At 65.8% G+C, this 19,818-nt stretch carries 17 protein-coding genes; 10 read left to right on the plus strand and 7 right to left on the minus strand.

What is annotated here, in order from left to right; translation table 11 throughout:
• Window positions 1-106: 106 nt before the first annotated feature.
• The 5 genes from HD883_RS22015 to HD883_RS22035 all read left to right on the plus strand — a co-directional run bounded on the left by HD883_RS22015 (window position 107) and on the right by HD883_RS22035 (window position 7,058).
• Window positions 107-2,608: a membrane-bound PQQ-dependent dehydrogenase, glucose/quinate/shikimate family gene (locus HD883_RS22015; RefSeq protein WP_257022591.1), complete on the plus strand. Its 2,502-nt coding sequence runs from the start codon at window positions 107-109 to the stop codon at window positions 2,606-2,608.
• Window positions 2,609-2,845: 237 nt separating this feature from the next.
• On the plus strand, window positions 2,846-3,178 hold the full coding sequence (locus tag HD883_RS22020; RefSeq protein ID WP_373563467.1) for a type II toxin-antitoxin system RelE/ParE family toxin: 333 nt from the start codon (window positions 2,846-2,848) through the stop codon (window positions 3,176-3,178).
• Entirely contained in the window at window positions 3,175-3,516 is a 342-nt protein-coding gene (locus HD883_RS22025) for an addiction module antidote protein (RefSeq protein WP_179589125.1), read from the plus strand. The genes HD883_RS22020 and HD883_RS22025 overlap by 4 nt, the downstream gene beginning before the upstream one ends.
• A 221-nt stretch (window positions 3,517-3,737) precedes the next feature.
• On the plus strand, window positions 3,738-5,282 hold the full coding sequence (locus HD883_RS22030; protein ID WP_179589126.1) for a DUF1800 domain-containing protein: 1,545 nt from the start codon (window positions 3,738-3,740) through the stop codon (window positions 5,280-5,282).
• A gap of 333 nt (window positions 5,283-5,615) precedes the next feature.
• Window positions 5,616-7,058: a DUF1501 domain-containing protein gene (locus HD883_RS22035; protein ID WP_257022592.1), complete on the plus strand. Its 1,443-nt coding sequence runs from the start codon at window positions 5,616-5,618 to the stop codon at window positions 7,056-7,058.
• Between the two features lie 167 nt (window positions 7,059-7,225).
• On the opposite strand, the gene HD883_RS22040 is transcribed toward HD883_RS22035, so the two are convergent.
• The 3 genes from HD883_RS22040 to HD883_RS22050 all read right to left on the minus strand — a co-directional run bounded on the left by HD883_RS22040 (window position 7,226) and on the right by HD883_RS22050 (window position 10,547).
• A complete protein-coding gene (locus HD883_RS22040; protein ID WP_179589127.1) occupies window positions 7,226-8,044 on the minus strand; it encodes an SDR family NAD(P)-dependent oxidoreductase in 819 nt (272 codons plus the stop codon).
• A 9-nt stretch (window positions 8,045-8,053) separates the two neighbouring features.
• Window positions 8,054-9,076 (minus strand): Bug family tripartite tricarboxylate transporter substrate binding protein, encoded by a 1,023-nt coding sequence (locus HD883_RS22045; protein WP_179589128.1) that lies wholly within the window; start codon window positions 9,074-9,076, stop codon window positions 8,054-8,056.
• A gap of 178 nt (window positions 9,077-9,254) precedes the next feature.
• Window positions 9,255-10,547: a Rieske 2Fe-2S domain-containing protein gene (locus HD883_RS22050; protein WP_179589129.1), complete on the minus strand. Its 1,293-nt coding sequence runs from the start codon at window positions 10,545-10,547 to the stop codon at window positions 9,255-9,257.
• 143 nt (window positions 10,548-10,690) lie between these two features.
• On the opposite strand from HD883_RS22050, the gene HD883_RS22055 reads away from it, so the two are divergent.
• Window positions 10,691-11,455 (plus strand): IclR family transcriptional regulator, encoded by a 765-nt coding sequence (locus HD883_RS22055; RefSeq protein WP_373563451.1) that lies wholly within the window; start codon window positions 10,691-10,693, stop codon window positions 11,453-11,455.
• On the opposite strand, the gene HD883_RS22060 is transcribed toward HD883_RS22055, so the two are convergent.
• The 4 genes from HD883_RS22060 to HD883_RS22075 all read right to left on the minus strand — a co-directional run bounded on the left by HD883_RS22060 (window position 11,452) and on the right by HD883_RS22075 (window position 14,825).
• Window positions 11,452-12,390, minus strand: coding sequence for a dihydrodipicolinate synthase family protein (locus HD883_RS22060; protein WP_179589131.1), 939 nt, complete (start codon window positions 12,388-12,390; stop codon window positions 11,452-11,454). The two genes, HD883_RS22055 and HD883_RS22060, sit on opposite strands and share 4 nt — an antisense overlap.
• A complete protein-coding gene (locus HD883_RS22065) occupies window positions 12,390-12,815 on the minus strand; it encodes a hypothetical protein (protein WP_179589132.1) in 426 nt (141 codons plus the stop codon). The genes HD883_RS22060 and HD883_RS22065 overlap by 1 nt, the downstream gene beginning before the upstream one ends.
• A 143-nt stretch (window positions 12,816-12,958) precedes the next feature.
• Entirely contained in the window at window positions 12,959-13,894 is a 936-nt protein-coding gene (locus HD883_RS22070; RefSeq protein WP_179589133.1) for a DUF808 domain-containing protein, read from the minus strand.
• 115 nt (window positions 13,895-14,009) lie between these two features.
• Window positions 14,010-14,825: a GntR family transcriptional regulator gene (locus tag HD883_RS22075; RefSeq protein WP_179589134.1), complete on the minus strand. Its 816-nt coding sequence runs from the start codon at window positions 14,823-14,825 to the stop codon at window positions 14,010-14,012.
• 259 nt (window positions 14,826-15,084) lie between these two features.
• Between HD883_RS22075 and HD883_RS22080 the strand changes: the two genes are divergently transcribed.
• The 4 genes from HD883_RS22080 to HD883_RS22095 all read left to right on the plus strand — a co-directional run bounded on the left by HD883_RS22080 (window position 15,085) and on the right by HD883_RS22095 (window position 19,800).
• The gene (locus HD883_RS22080; protein ID WP_179589135.1) at window positions 15,085-15,870 is read left to right on the plus strand and encodes an SDR family NAD(P)-dependent oxidoreductase; all 786 of its coding nucleotides are present in this window, start codon (window positions 15,085-15,087) and stop codon (window positions 15,868-15,870) included.
• A complete protein-coding gene (locus HD883_RS22085) occupies window positions 15,867-16,628 on the plus strand; it encodes an SDR family oxidoreductase (RefSeq protein ID WP_179589136.1) in 762 nt (253 codons plus the stop codon). Before HD883_RS22080 ends, HD883_RS22085 begins: the two co-directional genes overlap by 4 nt.
• A gap of 2 nt (window positions 16,629-16,630) precedes the next feature.
• Complete coding sequence (locus HD883_RS22090; protein WP_179589137.1) at window positions 16,631-17,524, plus strand: 3-keto-5-aminohexanoate cleavage protein; 894 nt, start codon at window positions 16,631-16,633, stop codon at window positions 17,522-17,524.
• Window positions 17,525-17,595: 71 nt separating this feature from the next.
• Window positions 17,596-19,800 (plus strand): hydantoinase/oxoprolinase family protein, encoded by a 2,205-nt coding sequence (locus tag HD883_RS22095; protein WP_257022593.1) that lies wholly within the window; start codon window positions 17,596-17,598, stop codon window positions 19,798-19,800.
• Window positions 19,801-19,818: the final 18 nt, after the last annotated feature.

The raw sequence follows: 19,818 nt of genomic DNA on the forward strand, positions 1-19,818 counted from the left end.
CAATCTATCCAAGGATTGCCCAAGGGTTATGCCCTGCTGCGCGCCACGGATGTGGGACTATTCGCACTTAACTGGGGGTCAATAGATGTTAGTACTAATCACCGGCATGCTTTTCAGTCTGCTTGGTCTCGTCATCGGGGGCTTGGGTATATCCCTCGTCACGGTCGGAGGAAGTCCGTTTTATATCGTGATGGGGCTGGGCCTCATTCTGTCTGGCGTGCTGATCATGCGCCGCCGCCGCGCCGCATTCGGCGTGTATGCGGTGGTGCTGCTGCTGACGCTGGTCTGGTCCCTGTGGGAAGTGGGATTCGACAAATGGCAGCTGATTCCGCGCGGCGCCTTGCTGGCCGTGCTGGGGCTGTGGCTGGCGCTGCCGTTCGTGGCGCGCCGCCTGAACAACGGGCAGGTCGCTCGGCAGAACAATGTCGATCCGATTTCGAAGCGCCTGAAGGCCCAAGACGGCCGCCGCGGCATCGCGCCTTTGTGGAAGGGCGCGCATGGCCTGCTGGCCGGCGTCATGGGGCTGCTGATCGTGCTGACGATCGGCATGTGCTTCTACGATCCTTTCCCGACCGAAGGCAGCCTGCCGACCACGCAAGCCGACGCGGTGCCGCCGCCTGCCATTCCCGGGACGGCGCCGTTCCCGGCCGATGACTGGGTGGCCTATGGGGGCAACAACCTGGGCCAGCGGTACTCGTCGCTCAAGGACATCAACCTGGATAACGTCGGCAAGCTCAAGCTGGCGTGGGAATACCACACCGGGGACTTGCGCGATCCGGCGCGGGACGCGTCCGAATACACGTTCGAGGCCACCCCGCTGAAGGTCAACGGCATGCTGTACCTGTGCACGCCGCACAACCGTATCGTGGCGCTGGACCCGGCGACCGGCAAGGAACGCTGGAAGTTCGACCCGGTGGTCGAGCCGGACGCCATGCTGCAGCACCAGACCTGCCGCGGCGTGTCGTATCACGATGAGGATGCGGCAGCTGCGGGCCGTGCTGGCGCTGCGGGTGCCGGGGGGGCTGCGGCCGGTGCTGCGGTGTCCACGCCTGCGGCTGGCGCGACGGCGGATTGCCGCCGCCGTGTGGTCGCCACCACGACCGACGGCCGCCTGTTCGCGGTCGATGCCAACACCGGCAAGTTGTGCCAGGGCTTTGGCGAAGGCGGTTACGTCAACCTGCTCAAGGGCCTGACCAATATCCGCAAGTCCACGTACATGCAGACCTCGCCGCCGACCGTGACGCGCGACCTGGCGATCGTGGGCGGCTCCATTATCGACAATGCATACGTGAACAACCCGTCGGGCGTGACGCGCGCGTTTGACGTGCGGACCGGCAAGCTGGTCTGGAATTTCGATGCAGGCAATCCGTCGGACACGCGTCCGCTGCCGGAAGGCCGGACCTACACGCCGAACTCGGCCACCAGCTGGACCATCTTTGCGGCCGACGAGGCGCTTGGGCTGGTCTACGTGCCGCTTGGCAACAAGTCGCCTGACCAGTTGGGTATCGACCGGTCGATCGACGACGAAGCCTATACCGACACGGTGGTGGCACTGGACCTGAAGACCGGATCGCCCATCTGGCGCTTCCAGACCTCGCATCACGATCTGTGGGACCGCGACAATCCCTCGCAGCCGTCGCTGCTCGACCTGACCGTGCAGGGCGCCCAGGTGCCTTCCTTGGTGCTGCCGACCAAGGGCGGCAACCTGTTCGTGCTGGACCGCCGCAACGGCAAGCCCGTGCTGCCAGTTGAAGAAGTGAAGGTTTCGACCGAGACCGACGTGCCCGGCGAAAAACCATCGCCCACGCAGCCGGTGTCGTCTCTGAACTTCATTCCGCCCGCACTGAAAGAGCGCGACATGTGGGGCACGACGCCGATCGACCAGCTGATGTGCCGCATCACGTTCAACAAGCATCGTTACGACGGCAACCCGTGGACGCCGCCAACGATTGCCGGTTCGCTGGTCTACCCCGGCAATATCGGGGTGTTCAACTGGGGCAGCGTCGCCGTGGACCCGGTGCGCCAAGTCCTGATCGGCACGCCGGTGCGCCTGGCCTACCTGTACCACTTCGTGGAACGGCCCGAGTACCAGCAGAAGCCTGACCAGCGCATGGTCACGAAAGATGGCAAGCCGGTGTTCAACGAGAACTTCGGCGCCCGTTTCGCCGTCAGCATCCAGCACTTCCGGTCGGGCCTGGGCCTGCCGTGCCAGGCACCCCCCTGGGGCACCATGGCTGGTGTGGACCTGAAAAGCGGCGAGACCGCCTGGATGCGCCGCAACGGTACCGTCAAGGACCAGAAGACGAGCTTCCTGCCGTTCCCGTTCCCGATTCCGCTGCCCATGGGCATCATCAGCCACGGCGGCACGCTGATGACCGGCGGCGGCGTGTCCTTCACCGCGGCCACGCTGGACAACTACTTGCGCGCCTATAACGTGAGCACGGGCGAAGAACTGTGGAAGGCCCGCCTGCCCGCCGGCGGCCAGGCCACGCCCATGACCTACCGCGGCGCGGACGGCAAGCAGTACGTTGTCCTGGCAGCGGGCGGCCACGGCTCGATCGGCACCACGCCGGGCGATTCGGTGCTGGCGTACACCTTGGAAGAGTAAGCAGACGACACAGCGAAGGTGCTGCGAGGGAGAAGGCCCGTGCCAGTGTGCACGGGCCTTTTTCTTTTGGAGGGCCGGTATGACAGTTTGCGCGTAGCGTACAAGCGCGGATCGGACTTGGGTTGGCGGCGGCCGATAACAAGGGCAACGCATACAAGCAGTGGCTTGTTGATTGCACTGGGGTCGCCGCTGCGCCATGAGTCGTTGCGAAAGCGTGTAGCTTTTAAATTACAATGGGTGTTGGATATGGTCGAGGTGCGGCGCTATCAGCGCAGTGATGGTTCAGTACCGCTGACTGATTGGCTGACGAGTCTTCGCGATGCGCGAGCGCGATCGAAGCTGGAAATCCGGATTCGTCGTGTATCGCTAGGCCTGCTTGGTGACATCAGGACCGTGGGTGATGGTGTGCTTGAACTGCGCGAAGACGTCGGTGCGGGATATCGAGTCTATCTGGGTCGCCATGGCTCACAGCTGGTGATCCTTTTGGCTGGCGGTGACAAAGGATCTCAACAGGCAGACATCGCTATCGCCAAGTCCTATTGGCTTGATTGGAAACGGAGAGAATCATGACGCTTCGGAAGCACACTGCCTCAGTGTCCCATTCGGAAGCCACTATCGCGGAGTTGCGCGCTGATCGCGAATTCGCGATCGAGTATTTGAAGTCCGCGCTTGAAGAGCTCGACGATCCGAACTTTCGCGCGGTCGGCCTGCTGGCATTACGTGACGTTGCTGAAGCTTATGGGGGCCTGGGGATGGTGGCGCGCGAGGCGGGTATCAGCCGCGAAGCTTTGTATCGCGCCTTGTCGCCCACCGGCAACCCAACGCTAAAGACCTTGCTGGCCGTGCTGCATGCGGTGGGGTTGCGGTTGTCCGTGGCTCCGGCAGAGGCGGCTGCGGTGCGGGGGTAGACCGCCGCCATCCCCAGTCCTGACATGAAGAACTAGTACCAAGGATGAAGCCGGAAGCAGGACGCGATCGTGGCGGGGGTGGCCTACACTGGAATTGACTCCTCTAACCGATGCAGGTGGGCGTCCGACGTGTGGTCCGCCGCTGGCCACTTCCGGACAGTATGCCTGCCTGCTGCCGCCTCGCTCGCGCCGGTTTTGCGCGGGCATCAGGACCGCTCACCATGCCACCCGACGTACGCGCCGATTCGGCGCACACGCCCACGCGCGGCGCGGCCTCGCGTTTTCTTGCCCAAGCCACGTTTGGCCCCACGCCCGAGGCGATCGATGCGGTCGTCAAGCAGGGCTATGCGCGCTGGCTGGATACGCAGTTGGCCATGCCGCCGTCGATCACGCATTTCGACTGGCTGCTATCGCAGAAAGTGAATACCGAGGCCTTCAAGGGCAACGGGATCAATGCACCGCTGGATGCCACGATGTGGCGCGCGTTCATCAGCGCGCCCGACGCGGTGCGCGTGCGCGCGGCGTTTGCGTTGTCGGAAATCTTTGTCGTGAACGTCGCGGCGGTGACGGCGTCGTGGCCGCTGTTTGGCGCGGCGTCGTTCATGGACCTGCTGACCCGACATGCGTTCGGCACGTTCCGCGAGCTGATCGAAGCGGTGTCGCGCAGCCTGTCGATGGCGTCGATGCTGACGTTTCGCGGCAACCGCAAGGAAGACGCGAAGACGGGCCGGCAGCCGGACGAAAACTACGCGCGCGAGGTGATGCAGCTGTTCACGATCGGCCTGTATCAGCTCAATCCGGATGGCACGCCCAAGCTGGTGAAGGGCAAGCCGGTGGACACCTATACCAATGCGGATGTGCAGGGGCTGGCCAAGGTGTTTACGGGCTGGGATCTGAGTGGCGGGGAAGGCGATGTGGAGTTTCATCGCCGGCCGATGGCGCTGGATGCCGCGCAGCATTCGCCGGGTGAAAAGCGCTTTTTGGGTACGACGATCAAGGCGGGCACGGACGGCAATACGGCGTTGAAGATGGCGATGGATACGCTGGCCGCGCATCCGAATGTGGGGCCGTTTATCGGGCGGCAGATGATTCAGCGGCTGGTGACAAGCAATCCGTCGCCGGCGTACGTGCGGCGGGTGTCGGCCGTGTTCGATGACGATGGCAAGGGCGTGCGCGGGAACCTGCGCGCGGTGTTCCGTGCGATTTTGCTGGACGCGGAAGCGCGGTCGCCGGACCTGTCGTCGCCGACCTGGGGCAAGGTGCGTGAGCCTATCGTGCGGTTTGCGGCATGGGCGCGGGCCTTCAAGGCGACGTCGACCAATGGCAAATGGTCGATGCCGGATACGTCGGACAACACGATCCGGCTGGCGCAGAGTCCGATGCGTTCGCCGTCGGTGTTCAACTTTTTCCGGCCCGGCTATTCGCCGCCGGGGGACAAGCTGGAACGCAAGGGGCTGGTCGCGCCGGAGCTGCAGATTACCGATGAGACCAGTGTGGCCGGGTATCTGAATTTCGTGGCCATTTACGTGGACCGGGGTTGGGAAGACCTGCAGACCGCGTATGCGGACGAGGTGAAGCTGGCGGGCGATACGCCGGCATTGGTGGATCACATCGTGACCCTGCTGGCCGGGGATGCCTACAGCGACAAGACGGCGGGCCGCATTGCGAAGGCGGTGGCCGAGATCCCGGCGGATCGCGCGAAGGACCGCGTGCGGGCCGCGGTGATGCTGGTGGTGGCGAGCCCGGAATACCTGGTTCAGAAATGAGCGCAGGGCAATTTTTCGCGGCGTTCAAGAATGAGCAATGCGCAGAAGTGAGCAGCGCCGGTCTTTCGTGGAGCCCTCGGTCGCATGGAGCCAAGTCGCAGAACCCGCTGTCGTAGAGACGCCTGTCGTAGAACCCCTTGTGGGCGAACAACCTGCCGTAAGAGCAACCTGCCGTAAGAACAAGCTGTCATAGAACAACCTGCCGTAAGAACTCCCCGTCGTAAGAACTGCCTGTCGTAGAACCACCTGTCGTAGAACCACCTGTCGTAGAACCACCTGTCGTAAGAACCACCTGTCGTAGAACAACCTGTCGTAGCACTCATCTGGAGCGTCATGTCCGATTCATCCAAGCCATCGCGTCGTTCGCAGCCCTTTCGCCCGGCCAGTCTGGCGGGAGAGGCGCGTCGTACGTTCCTGAAGCAGATGTCGGCACTGGGGGCGGGCGGTGTCGCGGGTCCTCTCATTTCCGGCCTGGGCGCGGCGAGTCCGCTGGCGCTGGGGCTGGGGGCCATGAGCGAGGCGGCGGCGCAGTCGGCGACGGATTACAAGGCGCTGGTCTGCATCTTCCTGTACGGCGGCAACGATCCGTACAACACGATCGTTCCGTACGATGCGGCGGGTTATCGCAAGTACGCGGCGGCGCGCACGGATATCGCCTTGCCGCGCAACAGTCTGGAGGCCACGGCGTTGCGCGTGCAGGGCGGGGCGGACGGCGATGCGCAGTTTGCGCTGGCGCCTGGTCTGGCGCCGCTCAAGCCTCTGTTCGACAAGGGCCAGCTGGCGGTGCAGTTGAATGTCGGGCCGCTGATGGTGCCGACGACCAAGGCGCAGTACATCTCGGGCAGTGTGCCCTTGCCGCCCAAGCTCTTTTCGCACAATGACCAGCAGGCCTACTGGCAGGCGTTGGCGCCGGAAGGCGCGTCGACGGGCTGGGGTGGACGGCTGGCGGATCTGTTTGCATCGGGCAAGGGCAAGAGCACGTTTGCAAACGTGACGGCGGGCGAGGGCGCGGTGTTGCTGTCGGGCCGGCATGTGGCAGGCTATCGCGTGGGCATCGATGGATCGACGCCGATCGAATTGCTGCGCCGGGACACCTACGGATCGAGCACGTGCACTGCCTTGCTGCGCGAGTTGATTACGCAGTCGCAACAGCATGTGCTGGGCGATCTGCATGCGCAAACGGTGGCGCGGTCGATCGAGGCCGATGCCACGTTGCGCGCGGCGTTGGAGCCGATCACGGTGCAAGGGGATTTTGCGACGCCGTTTGCCAAGCAACTGAAGGTGGTGGCGCGCATGATCGCGGCGCGGCGCAGCCTGGAGGTGAACCGTCAGGTGTTCGTGGTGACGCTGAATGGCTTTGACAATCACGATGGCCTGATGGGTGCGCACAAGGATTTGCTGACGCAGTTGGGGTCGGCCATGGCGGCGTTCCAGCAGGCGATCGATGCGATGGGGATGGGCAAGCAGGTGACGACGTTTACGGCGTCGGAGTTTGGCCGCACCTTGACGTCGAATGGCAACGGGTCGGACCACGGCTGGGGCGGCCATCACCTGGTGATGGGCGGCGCGGTGCGCGGGGGCCGGTTGTATGGATCGCACCCGGATATCGATGTGGCCGGGCCAGGCTTTGTCGACCACGGGCGCATGTTGCCGTCGACATCCGTCGAGACCTTTGCCGCCACCCTGGGCGGGTGGTTCGGCGCAAGTGCCGGGGATCTGGATGACATCTTTCCGGCATTGCGAGAGTTCGGCGCGCGCAAGGCCGGCTTCGTGTGATCGAGCCGGCCGGGGCACGAGTCGCGGTATCGATTCAAAGCCTGGGCCGCCGTCCCTGCACCGCAGCACAAACTCTCACCGCTGAGCCCGTCGTCGTCGACGCGGCCGTGACCTTGTGCGGGCTACCCTGACCGCTGGTCGACTTGGCCGGTCTGGCCATCCGCGATTCACATCGCCGACAAGCCGCCGTCGACCATCAGTGTCGCGCCGGTAATGAAGGACGCTTCGTCCGACGCCAGCCACAGGATAGGCCAGGCGATTTCTTCCGGACTGGCCCAGCGCCCCAGCATGGACGTGTCCTGCCGCTGGGTCTTGAGCAGCTCCACCGACTTGCCGCTGGCCTGCGCGCGGCCAAGGTGGAAGCCGGTCAACGTGGACCCCGGGCACAACGCATTGGCGCGCACGCCATGGGCGGCTTCTTCGCACGCCAGGGTGCGGGTCATGGCGAGCAGGCCGGCTTTGGTCGTGTCGTACAGGCCCATGCCCTTGCGCCCGGTCACGGCGTAACACGAGGACACCGTCACCACACTGCCTTTGCCCGACGCCCGCAGGGCGGGCAACGCCGCCGTAATGTAGTTGGACGGGCCGACCAGGTTGACGGCGACCATGGCCTGCCACGCGGCGGGGGTGACGTCGGCCAGCGCGTCGTAATTGCGCATGGCCGCGTTGTTGACCAGGATGTCCAGGCCGCCCAACCCCTTGACCGCCTGGGCCACGGCCTGGCGTGCGCGATCGGCATCGGAAACATCGGCGACGCAGGTCAGGACGTGGGCCCTCGGGTGCGCCGCGCGCAGGGCCGCGGCGGTCCGGGCCAGGCCGTCTTCGCTGGCGTCGACCAGCATCACGGATGCGCCTTCGGCGCAGAACACGTCTGCCGTGGCCGCGCCGATCCCGCCGCCACCACCGGTAATAAGCGCGCATTTTCCGTGCAGCCGTCCGCCGCGGCGGGTGGCATCGGCAGAGGTAGCGGTGTCGTGCTGTGACATACGGGCTCCTTAGTCGGCCTTGGCGCCGGTGTCTTTGATGACCTTGCCCCAGCGCGGGATTTCGGTCTGTATCCAGTCGGCGAATTGGCGGGGCGAACTGGCCACCACGTCAAATTCCATCTGTTCCAGCTTGGCCCGGATTTCCGGTTGCTTGAGGATCGCCACCAGTTCGCGGTTGTAGCGATCGATGATCGGCTGCGGCGTGCCGCCCGGGGCAAAGAAGCCGATCCACGACAGCGCAACGAAACCGGGGTAGCCCGACTCGATCATGGTCGGCACATTCGGGGTCGACGCGAACCGCTTTTCGCCGGTGGATGCGATCAGATGCACGCGGCCTTCTTTCGCGAATTGCTGGACGTTGCCGGGCACCATGAAGGCGGCATCGACCTGTCCGCCGACCAGGTCCACGACGGCCGGGCCCGCGCCTTTGTAGGGCACGTGGGCAATGTCTATCTTGGCGGCCGACTTGAGCATTTCCATGGTCAGGTGCGACGCGCTGCCGGTTGATACCGACGCGTAGGCCATGTTCTTGGTCTTGCTCAGCGCGACCAGGTCGGCCACGGTCTTGACCGGCACGTTGGCATTTACCGCCAGGAACTGGGGCGACGTGACGGCCAGCGTGATGGGCGACAGGTCTTTGATCGGGTCGTAGGGCAGCTTGCTGTACAGGGTCGGGTTGATGGCGATCGGCCCGTTGAAGCCGACCAGCAAGGTGTGGCCATCGGGCGCGGACCGCGCGACTTCCGCCGTGCCGATGTTGCCGCCGGCGCCCCCCTTGTTTTCGACGATGACCGTCTGGCCCAGCACGCGCTGCAGTTCGGGCGCGACCAGGCGGGCCAGGACGTCGTTGGTGCTGCCGACGATAGGCACCACGATGCGGACAAGTTTGGTGGGCGCCCAGTCGGCGGCCTGCGGGGTGGCCTGCGGGGTGGCCTGCGGGGTGGCCGGTGCAGCGGCCAGCGTAGCGGTCGGCAGCGTACAGGACAGCAGGGCGGCGGCCAGCAGCGCGCGGCGGAACGGGAAGAGGGGCATGAAGGTGTCTCCGTTGGGGGAAGGCCAGGCGTCTGCGCGCCGGGTCCGGACGTCGTGCCACGGCGCGGGTGCGTCGTGGCGGAAACTCAAGGCGGAACTGAGGACGGGAACCAGGCCGCCGCGCCCGGCACCCTTGCCCGGTGGGCTACCGGTGCGCGGGGCTGGCACGCGGCGCGGGTCAGATCGTGTAGACGGGCTGGTCCTTGCCGTCCGCCAGGTGGACGGCGGCCCAGTCTTGCGGGTCCTGGTCGCGCGGCAGCAGTACACCGGCCGCGCGCACCCGCTGCTTGTCGGCGGCCAGCGCGGGCGGATCGGCCTGTTCCTGTTCCAGCGCGTTGGCCGCCTCAAGCAACATGCGGCGCGCCATGACGATCGCGCGATCCGTGGGCAGCAGTTTTTCGTCGCTGAGGTTCTGGATCAGTCCCATGCTTTCCTGCAGGGACGAGTCCTGCACCGCAAAGCCGAACACGCCGCTATAGGCCCGTTTGTCTTTCTGCGCCTGGCGGTCCATCAGGTAGTCGTTGTCTTTGTTGGCCTTGGGCCGGAAGGTGCCACCCGGCTGGTTGCTGCCTGCTTCGTACTCGCAGTGGATGCCCTTGCCGGCTTCCAGGTCGGCCATTTCTTCGTCGCTGAGCGGACGGTCCGGCCGGAAGTTGATGCTCCAGGCCCAGCAGGAATGGTCATCGATCGGCACCCAGACATGGCCTGCCAGCGAGTGGTCGCCAAACGGGGGGATCAGGGTGTACCAGGGGAAGAGGTACTGCGTGACGCGCCAGTAGTAGGTGTCGGCGTCGCCATTGCGGCGGCCGAACAGGGTCAGCCCGAACGGCGTCTTTTCGATGTCGAAAATGACGTTGCCGTCGGCCTTGATGTAGTCGAGCGCCTTGGTGCCCTGGTGCATGGGATCGGTGTCGACCTCGTAGCGATGCACGTAGGACACGTGGCTGGTGTCGATGCCGCCTTCCATGGCCTGCAGGTAGTTGCATTCCTGCAGGCGTTTGGACACGAACACATGGCTGGGCGGCAGGGTGCACCACTCCACATCGGGCGGCGCGGGCATCTTGTCTTTCGGACCCATATAGGCCCACACCAGACCGGCCATTTCCATACAGGGGTAGGCAGTGATGCCCATCGCCTTGCAGGCCTGCGGGGCGGACGGCACGTCCACACAGTTGCCGTCGCGGTCGAACTTGAGCCCGTGGTAGGCGCAGCGGATGCCGTTTTCTTCATTGCGGCCAAAGTAGAGCGAGACGCCGCGGTGCGAGCAGAACTCGCTGATCAGCGCGGCCTTGCCTTCGGTGTCGCGAAAGGCCAGCAGCTTTTCGCCCAGGATCTGCACCTTGACCGGCGGACAGTCGGGTTCGGCAATCTCATTGGCTTGCAGCACCGGCACCCAATAGCGCCGCATGACGTTGCCCATCAGGGTGCCCGGGCCGGTACGAACCAAGGTGTCTGCCATCGTTTTGTCCATCGTGTCTCCTCAACCTTGAATCAGGTTGTCCGCTTAGTGATAATGGTGTCCATTCTACGGACATGGATTTCGGCGTGTCAACATGCGTGCGGCGGGTGGGCACGGGTTCAGTAACATGCAGGTTTTGCGGATGGCGGGGCGGCGTGGAAAACGACAAGGGGCAGGACAGCGTCCGGGCAGTGGATCGGGCCCTGGAAATTCTTTCGGCCTGGCGGCCGGGAGACGAAGGGCTGACGGTGGCCGAACTGCTCAAGCGGGTGAACCTGAGCCGGCCGACGCTGTACCGGCTTTTGGCGACGCTGGAGCAGAATCACTTTCTGGTGTCGTCGGGCGATCCGCAGCGTTTTCGTCTGGGCAGTTCGGTTGCGCGGCTCGCGCATGTGTGGCGGGCCAGCCTGAGCATCCATACGATCGCCGAACCGATGCTGACGCGCCTGTGGGAAGCCACGGGCGAGACGGTCGCGCTGTTCGTACCCGAAGGCGTGTACCGGCTGTGCGTGGAAGAGTTGCCCAGCGTGCAGCCTTTGAGCTTCAAGCGCGGCGTGGGCTATCGCGAGCGGCTGGTGCTGGGCGCCAGCGGCCGTTGCATCCTGGCCAACATGCCTTTGTCGGCGGATGCGCTGGCGACCTATGCCGCGGGGATAGACATGGATCTGGCCACGTATCCAGCCGCCCTGGACGAGGTGCGCGAGCGCGGCTACGCCATGAGCCGCGATGAGTTGATCACCGGCGCCGTGGCGGTGGCGGCGCCGTTCTTTGACGGGTCGGATCGCGTGGCCGGATCCATCTGCATCTTTGGCCCTGGCGTGCGGCTGGATGCGGATGACGTGGCGCGTTTCGGGGCCCTGCTGGTTGCCGAGGCGGCCGTGCTGTCGCGGGAGCTGGGGCAGCGGCCGACCGGGCGTTAGGACGTCGCCAGCACGTCATCCCGCAGACGCTGCACCAGGTCGCGCGACGGCAGGGCCGCTGCCAGTGCGTGCACCTGCCGGCCCAGGGTCCGGGAGGCGGGCGTCAGGGGCCGGCGCAGTTCATCGTGGATCCGCCCTTGCCGGGCGAGCAGCGCTTTGAGCGGCGCCGGGTTGGGTTCCCGGAACAGTGCGTGGATGAGCGGCAGCACGGCATCGAACCATTCTTGCGCAAGCGGCACCGCATCCGTTTCAACCAGCCGCAGGATCGCCGCGAACAGATCCGGCCGGACATGGGCGGATGCGCTGATCGCGCCCTGTCCCCCCGCGATGGCATGGGCCAGAAACGCGGTGTCATCCCCACAGAACACCGGGACCCGCCCGCGTGCGACCAGGTCGCTGCGCAGCGTGGCGTCGCAGGCCTTGATGGCCGCGCACGACGTGGTCTCGCACAAGGATTCCACGGCGCTGGCGGACAGGCGGACACCCGTGCGGCCGGGTACGTCGTAGATCACGATGGGGCGGTCCGACGCGTCGCCCAGCGTCGCGTAGTGCCAGTGGATGCCGGCTTCTGAAGGCTGCAGATAGCAGGGGGGCGGGATCAGCCAGGCGTCGGGTTGCAGGCTGTCGAGCGCGCGCAGATCGCGGGCCACGTCGCGCGTGTCGATGCCGCCCGCGCCAAACATCAGCGGCAGGGACGGCGCGGCCTCGCGCACGGCGTCGGCCGCATCGCGGCGCTCGGCGATCGAGAGCAGGTGCCCTTCGCCGGTGGAGCCGAAGAGGACGGCGCCCCCCGTGATGCCTTCCTTGACCAAGCCACGGGCCAGTGCCTGCAAGGCGTCCAGGTCCACCCGGTCACGGTGAAACGGGGTGACCAGCGGGATCCACAAACCTGGCTGGACGCCGCTGGGTCGCATGTGACGCGGCAGGGCGGTCATCAATGCACCTGCTCGCCGGCCAGCTGGAACCGGTCGAGCTGCTGAAGCCCTGCGGACCGCTCGGTGCGCTCCGTCCGTCCCAGCATTCCGATCGGACCGAACTCGGCTTCGGGCAGCGACGTCATGATCGTGTGCATCAAGGCGTCGAGGTGATCCGGATCCGTATGCAGCAGCAAGGTGCTGCGGCCACCGCGGCAATCGGTGGCGATGTCGTCGATCTGGAGGGCGTCGCCCAGGGAGTCCTGCAGGCAACGGTGGGTGTCCTCGGCGCGCGGGGTGTCGATACGCAGGGTCAGGCTGCAAGGCAGGGCACTGGCCGCGACGGCGGCGCGCGGTACGGCGGCGCGCGGTACGACCCCGGGCCTGACGACGAGGGAGGGGACCGCGGCGAGCGGCACGACGGCGAACGGCGATCTGGGGGGCATGATGATGGCGGGGTCGCGTAAGACACCGCCGCGTTGTTGAACACGAATCCAGTGTAGGAAGCGTGTTGCAAAAACGGCGTGCAGATTCAGCGCGAACGCATCAAGAAAGTGTCAATGCGAGCGAGGGGCCGTCGCCGGCGGGTTCACGCCGCCTTGTTCTTCTTGAACAGCTTCTTGACGCCTTCCACCACGACCATCACCAGGCCGCCGGCCACGATCCCGAACAAGGCGTTGCACACCGTCGGCAGGATCGCTTGCAGAATGCCGCCCACGCCACCGATCGTGCCGGCCGCGGCTGCCCAGCCTTCGATGGTGTGCGCAACCACCGGAATGCCGTGGGTCAGGATCGAGCCGCCCACCATGAACATGGCGGCGGTGCCGACGATCGACAGGGTCTTCATCAGTACCGGGGCGGCGCGCACGATGCCTGCACCGATCGCCTTGGCGGCGGCCGAGGTTTTTTGCGTCAGGTACAGGCCCAGGTCGTCGAGCTTGACGATGCCGGCGACCAGGCCATACACGCCCACGGTCATCAACAGGGCGATCCCGGACAGCACGACCACCTGTTCGGTGAAGGTGCCGGTCGCCACCGCGCCAAGCGTGATCGCGATGATTTCGGCGGACAGGATGAAGTCGGTGCGCACGGCGCCTTTGATCTTGTCCTTTTCGAACGCGACCATGTCGACCTTCGGGTCCTTCAGCGCTTCCGCCCGTTCAGCGTGCGCGTGGTGACCGTTGCTGTCGGGCAGGAAACGGTGCGCCAGTTTTTCGGCGCCTTCAAAGCACAGGTAGGCGCCGCCCACCATCAGCAGCGGGGTGACGAGCCAGGGCGCAAACGCGCTGATCGCCAGGGCCGACGGGACCAGGATCAGCTTGTTGATCAAGGACCCTTTGGCCACGGCCCACACTACGGGCAGTTCGCGGTTGACCGGCACGCCGGTGACCTGCTGCGCGTTCAGGGCCAGGTCGTCGCCCAGCACCCCGGCGGTTTTTTTCAACGCCACCTTGGTCATGATGGAGACGTCATCGAGCATCGTGGCGATGTCATCGAGCAAAGCGAAAAAACTGCTGCCGGCCATGGAAACACTTCCTGTTCAGGTGATCGTCAGGAGTCTACCCGTGTGCGATGACGGCGGGTGGGCCGGGGGTGGATGCGTTACGGCTTGCTTACGGAAGAGACGCGCATGCAACGATTCAGGGCCCGGCATCGCCATAGCGCGACAGGGCGCCGGGGTGCGTCAGGTCGGCGCGTATTTCGGCGCGTGCCGCGGCGGCGTCGTGCTGCTGGAAGGCCTTGATGATCCGTCCGTGATGGTCCCCGCTGCCGGCCGAGGTCAATTCGTGATTGCCGGCCATGGCGGCCAGGTTGACGGCAACGACCGGCGCCATGCGCAGCCACAGGGCCTCGATCAGGGCCAGCAGGGGTTCGTTGTCGGCCACGCGGTAAATCAGGAAATGGAATTCCATGTTCAGCGTGACATACGCCGACAGGTCCCCCGTGCGCAGCGCCTGCTGCATGGCCGTGTCGAGCGACTGCAGCTGGTCGATGTGCCGCTTGGTCATGTTTTCGGCGGCCTGGGCCGCGGCCATGCTTTCCAGTTCGACCCGCAGTTCCAGGATCTGGCGCACGACCGCCTTGGATAGCACGGGGATGCGAGGGGACCGATTCGGCAGCGCTTCGAACGCGCCTTCGGCAGTCAGGCGCTTGAGCGCCTCGCGGATGGGCATGTCGCTGGTGCCCAGCATTTCCGACAGCTTGGCCAGGGTGACGGGCGTGCCCGGATAGAACTTGCCGCCCAGAATGGCTTTCTTCAACGCCAGGTAGGCCAGGTTCTGGGTGGTGTCGGGCGAATCGCTGGTCAGTGGCGCAAGCGTGTACGCCGCTGGCGTCGGGCGCTTGCGTCGGCGCAGCGGGGGCGCGGGGGCGGCCGCAGGCGCCGCGGCCGGATCGGTCGCGGCGCCTGAGGGGCCGGGGAGCGCGTCGGCGCGCGGGGTAGGGACTTGCTTCATCGTGTGGAAAATGGGGTGACAAGCGCGCGGACCCGGGGGCGATCGCTGGGCAGACGCGGTGCGGGCGCGGCCAGGTGGGCGCGACCTCGAAAATACCATTGATACAAAAATGTATCTGTGATTCAATTCTTCAACGCGCAATATTTGATCAAAGATTTGTTATCTGATCATATCATGCGCGTTTTCCCTAGGGCTGGGTCACGCTGCAGCGTATGCGCTTACTGACCCCGCCGTCGAATTCTTCCGGGTCGGATCATTCATGAAGCTGCTCAAGCACGTTGTCATCGTCACCGGAGGCTCCCAAGGTATCGGCGAAGCCATTGCCCTGCGATTCGCCCAGGAAGGCGCCGCGGTGGCCGTCGTGGCCTCGTCGGACCTCGGCAAGGCGCAGGGCGTGTGCGACCGGATCACGGAATCCGGCGGCACCGCCCGGCCTTACGTATGCGACGTGCGCCGTTCCGCATCGATGACGGCGCTGGTGGCCGATGTCGAACGCGACCTGGGACCCGTCACGATCGCGCTGAGTGCCGCCGGCATGTTCTACCCGACCCCGGCCGGCGCGACGCCCGACGACGACTTCGACCGCATGATAGGCGTGAACCTGAAGGGCACGTGGAATCTGATTGGCGGTGTGGTGCCGGGCATGAAGGCACGCGGCGCCGGCAAGATCATCTGCATCGCGTCGGTCGCGGCCGTGTATGGCGTTGCGCCGTTTTCGGTGTACTGCGCGACCAAGGCCGCCATTGTGCAGATGGTGCGCGCGCTGGCGCTGGAACTGGCGCCGGTGGGCATCCAGATCAATGCGATTGCCCCAGGCAATACCGCCACGCCCATGAATGCCGGCCTGCGTGCCGACCCGCGCGCCATGGCAGCCATCTCGGCATCGACCCCCAGCGGCCGGCCGTTTTCCGCCGTGGAAGACATCGCCGCGATTGCGCTGTTCCTGGCCAGTGACGACAGCCGCGCCATGCATGGCAGCTGTCTGCTGGCGGATGAAGGCGTGTCGGCCGGCCTGGCCAGTTCGCTGAGCCAGGACGAGGCATGAGCGCGAACGTTCTTGTGACCGGTGGCGCCGACAGTGTCGGCAAGGTGATGGCCCTGGCGTTTGCGGCGCGCGGCGACCGTGTCCACATCTGCGACGCCAATGCCGACGCATTGGCCGCCACCCTGGCCGACCACCCTGAACTGCACGGCACCGTCTGCGACGTGGGCTCGCCCGATGACGTGGCGCGCGTGTTCACCGACGCTCGCGCCTGGATGGGCGACATCACCGTGCTGGTCAACAACGTGGGCATTGGCGGTCCGCGCGCGTTGATCGAAGATATTTCGGTAGCCGACTGGCAGCAGTCCATGAACGTGAACGTGGGCGGCATGCTGTATTGCATGCAGCAGGCGATCCCGTCCATGAAGGCCCGCCGACATGGCGCGATCATCAACTTTTCGACCGGATCCACCCGCACCCGCCTGCCGCGGCGCACCGCCTACGTCGCGTCCAAATTCGCGGTGGAAGGGCTGACCCTGAACGCCGCGCGCGAACTGGGCCCGTTCAACGTGCGGTGCAACGCGATCCTGCCGGGCGCCATCAACAACGCCCGCATGCGCAAGATCATTGGAGACCGCGCCGAAGAGGTGGGCGAGCCGATCGAGGCCGTCACCCGCGACATGCTGCGCTTCATTTCGATGCGGACCACCGTGGAGCCGCAAGAGATTGCCGACATGGTGCTGTTCCTGGCGTCCGATGGCGCCAACAAAGTTACCGGGGAACTGATCTCCGTCAGCGGCAATGTGGAGTGGGAAGACTGAGCATGGACACCAAGACAATCCTGACCTGCGCGGTCAGCGGCAATGCGCCGTTCAATCGCAAGCACCCGAACTTTCCCGTCACGCCGGCGCAGATTGCGGCCAGCTGCCTGGAAGCGGCCGCGGCGGGCGCATCGGTCGTGCACATCCATGTGCGGGATCCGGAAACCGGTGAAGGATCGCGGGACCCGGCCCTGTTCCGCGAAGTGGTCGACCGTATCCGCGACAGCGGCGTCGACATCCTGATCAACCTGACCTGCGGGCTGGGCGCGTTCTTTTTGCCCGATCCTGAAAACGAAGCGCGCGGGCTGCCGGGCAGCGACATGCTGACTGCCCAGGAACGCGTGCGTCACCTGGCCGATTGCCTGCCGGACATTGCGTCCATGGACATCACCACGGGCAACCAGGAGGAAGGCGATACGCAGTTCGTGTACCTGAATACCACGCGCACCTTGCGGCAGATGGCCAGGCTGTTTCAACAGCATGGCGTCAAGCCCGAGCTGGAAGTCTTCAGCGCCGGCGACATTCTGTTTGGCAACCAGATGGTGGCCGAAGGCCTGATCGACAATGCGCCGCTGTACCAGATGGTGCTGGGCGTGAAATGGGCCGCGCCAAGCACGGTCGAAACCATCCTGTACCAGAAGAGCCTGCTGCCCGCGAACGCGCACTGGGCCGCCTTCGGCATCGGCCGCCAGCAGATGCCCATGGTCGCTCAGGCCGCGCTGCTGGGCGGCAATGTGCGCGTGGGTCTGGAAGACAACCTGTACCTGTCGCGCGGCGTGTTCGCGTCCAACGGGCAACTGGTGGAACGTGCGGTGACCATCATCGAGATGATTGGCAGGCAGGTGGCGACGCCCGCTGAAGCCCGCATCCAGCTGGGCCTGCCGCCGCGCCGCTGAGGACTGCCGTGTGCAGACCTGGCTTGTCGTTTGATTCTTGCAGTCTCGTGTAGTCCCTTCAGGAAGTCGCCATGCGCCTGGCCGTAGATACCGGCGGTACCTTCACCGACCTGCTCGTCGAAGACGACGCGCAGGTGCTGCACATGTTCAAGGCGTCCACCACGCCTGCCGATCCCATGTGCGGCGTGATGGATGCCCTGGCGCTGGCCAGCACGCATTTCGGCATGAGCCTGCGGGGGCTGCTCGCGCGGTGCAGCATGTTCATCTATGGCACCACGCATGCGCTCAATGCCGTGGTGACGGGCAACACGGCGCGCACGGCGTTCCTGACCTCGGCCGGCCATCCGGACGTGCTGACGCTGCGCGAGGGCGGCCGCGCCGATGCCTTCGATTTCACGGTGGCGTCGCCCGCCCCGTATGTGCCGCGCGCGCTCACCTGGGAGATCCCTGGCCGCATGTTGGCCGACGGGCAGGAACACGCGCCGTTTGATGATGCGGTCGTGCTGCGGATCGTTGACCAGATGCGTGACCGCCAGGTTGAAGCGGTGGCGGTCTGCCTGCTGTGGTCCATCGTCAATCCGGCCCATGAACGCCGGCTTGGGGCCTTGCTGGCCCACCATCTGCCCGGCGTGCCCTTCACCTTGTCGCATGAACTGAATCCGGCGCTGCGGGAATATCGGCGGGCCTCGTCGACGTGTATCGATGCGTCGCTCAAGCCGATGATGACGGCGTATCTGGAGACCCTGTCGCGGCGCCTGACCGACAACGGCTTTACCGGCCGCACGCTGGTCGTCACGTCGCAGGGCAGCGTGATGGACAGCGCGGATGTCGCGCGCGCACCGATCTATCTGATCAATTCCGGTCCATCGATGGCGCCGGTGTCGGGCCGGCACTTTGCGCTGGCTGACGAAGGCACCGATACCGTCATCGTGGCGGATACCGGCGGCACCACCTACGACGTGAGCCTGGTGCGCAAAGGCGAAATCCCGTGGACGCGCGATTCGTGGATCGGCCTGCCGTTCCGCGGCCACCTGAGCGGTTTTGCCTCGGTGGATGTGGTGAGCGTGGGTGCCGGCGGCGGATCGATTGCGTGGGTCGACCATGGCGGGATGCTGCATGTCGGCCCGCAAAGCGCCGGGTCACAGCCCGGTCCGGCCTGCTATGGCCGAGGCGGCACCTTGCCGACGGTGACCGATGCGTCGGTGGTGCTCGGTCATCTTGATCCCGACTTTTTCCTGGGCGGCACCATGCAGCTGGACCGCGAGGCCGCCCGGCGCGCGATCCAGGACCACGTGGCCGACCCCTTGTCGCTGGGGGTGGAGCAGGCGGCATCGGCCATTCTGCAATTGGCGACCGAAGCCATGGTGCAGGCCATCCTGGACACGTCGGTGGCCCAGGGAGTGGACCCGGCCGGCGCCGTGCTGATTGGCGGGGGTGGCGCGGCGGGCTTGAATTCGGTCCTGATCGCCCGGCGGCTGGGATCGCGCCGCCTGCTGATTCCGCAGGTGGGCGCGGCGCTGTCGGCGGCGGGCGCCTTGCTGTCGGACCTGTCGGCGCGCTTCCAGAGCATGGTCTACGCGCGCAGTGGCGACTTTGCCTATGACAAGGTCAATGCGGCGTTGGCGGACCTGGAAGCGCGCTGCCGTGCGTTCATTGCGCGGCAGGGCGACGCCGTGTCGGCGCCGACCCTGACCTTCTGGGCCGAAGCGCGGTATGTCGAGCAGGCGTGGGAAGTGCAGGTGGTGCTGCCCTCGCCGCGCATCGACGGGCCCGAGGCCCTGGCCGCCGTGTTGGAGGCCTTCCATGCCGCGCACGAGACGCTGTTTGCCGTGCGGGATGAAGGGTCCGAGGTCGAGATCGTCGGATGGGGGGCGACGGTGGCCTGCCCGGTCACGGGGGCCAGCCGGCAGGTGTTGCCGAGTGGGGCGCCGGCTTCGGAGGGGCGGTCGGATGCCCGTGATGCGGTGGGTTCGGTTGCTTCGGGTGCTTTGGGTGCGTCGGGTGCTTCGGGTGCTTCGGGTGCTTCGGGTGCCGAGGGTGGCGGGGAGGGTGGGGGTGCCCGGCCGGTCGGCGCTGGCCGCACCCGCAAGGCCTGGTTCGATGCACTGGGCCATGTCGATGCCGAGGTCCACCGGTTCGAGACCCTGTCGCCGTCGCACATCGTGCACGGGCCCGCGTTGATCGAATCGTCATTCACGACCGTGGTACTGCATCCGGGCGCCAGCGCCCAGCGGCGGCCGTCGGGCAGTCTTGCCATCACGCCCGGGTCGGCGTGATCCGCACCGCATAGGAAG

The organism is Pigmentiphaga litoralis (genome assembly GCF_013408655.1).
Lineage (GTDB): Bacteria > Pseudomonadota > Gammaproteobacteria > Burkholderiales > Burkholderiaceae_B > Pigmentiphaga > Pigmentiphaga litoralis_A.

Bases quoted from the DNA above. Each gene is read 5' to 3' on its own strand.
- HD883_RS22030 (WP_179589126.1), top strand. From the start codon at position 3,738: ATGCCACCCGACGTACGCGCCGATTCGGCGCACACGCCCACGCGCGGC.
- HD883_RS22085 (WP_179589136.1), top strand. From the start codon at position 15,867: ATGAGCGCGAACGTTCTTGTGACCGGTGGCGCCGACAGTGTCGGCAAG.
- HD883_RS22065 (WP_179589132.1), bottom strand. From the start codon at position 12,815: ATGCCCCCCAGATCGCCGTTCGCCGTCGTGCCGCTCGCCGCGGTCCCC.
- HD883_RS22050 (WP_179589129.1), bottom strand. From the start codon at position 10,547: ATGGACAAAACGATGGCAGACACCTTGGTTCGTACCGGCCCGGGCACC.
- HD883_RS22015 (WP_257022591.1), top strand. From the start codon at position 107: ATGCTTTTCAGTCTGCTTGGTCTCGTCATCGGGGGCTTGGGTATATCC.
- HD883_RS22075 (WP_179589134.1), bottom strand. From the start codon at position 14,825: ATGAAGCAAGTCCCTACCCCGCGCGCCGACGCGCTCCCCGGCCCCTCA.
- HD883_RS22080 (WP_179589135.1), top strand. From the start codon at position 15,085: ATGAAGCTGCTCAAGCACGTTGTCATCGTCACCGGAGGCTCCCAAGGT.
- HD883_RS22025 (WP_179589125.1), top strand. From the start codon at position 3,175: ATGACGCTTCGGAAGCACACTGCCTCAGTGTCCCATTCGGAAGCCACT.
- HD883_RS22060 (WP_179589131.1), bottom strand. From the start codon at position 12,390: ATGACCGCCCTGCCGCGTCACATGCGACCCAGCGGCGTCCAGCCAGGT.
- HD883_RS22070 (WP_179589133.1), bottom strand. From the start codon at position 13,894: ATGGCCGGCAGCAGTTTTTTCGCTTTGCTCGATGACATCGCCACGATG.
- HD883_RS22090 (WP_179589137.1), top strand. From the start codon at position 16,631: ATGGACACCAAGACAATCCTGACCTGCGCGGTCAGCGGCAATGCGCCG.
- HD883_RS22035 (WP_257022592.1), top strand. From the start codon at position 5,616: ATGTCCGATTCATCCAAGCCATCGCGTCGTTCGCAGCCCTTTCGCCCG.
- HD883_RS22040 (WP_179589127.1), bottom strand. From the start codon at position 8,044: ATGTCACAGCACGACACCGCTACCTCTGCCGATGCCACCCGCCGCGGC.
- HD883_RS22095 (WP_257022593.1), top strand. From the start codon at position 17,596: ATGCGCCTGGCCGTAGATACCGGCGGTACCTTCACCGACCTGCTCGTC.
- HD883_RS22045 (WP_179589128.1), bottom strand. From the start codon at position 9,076: ATGCCCCTCTTCCCGTTCCGCCGCGCGCTGCTGGCCGCCGCCCTGCTG.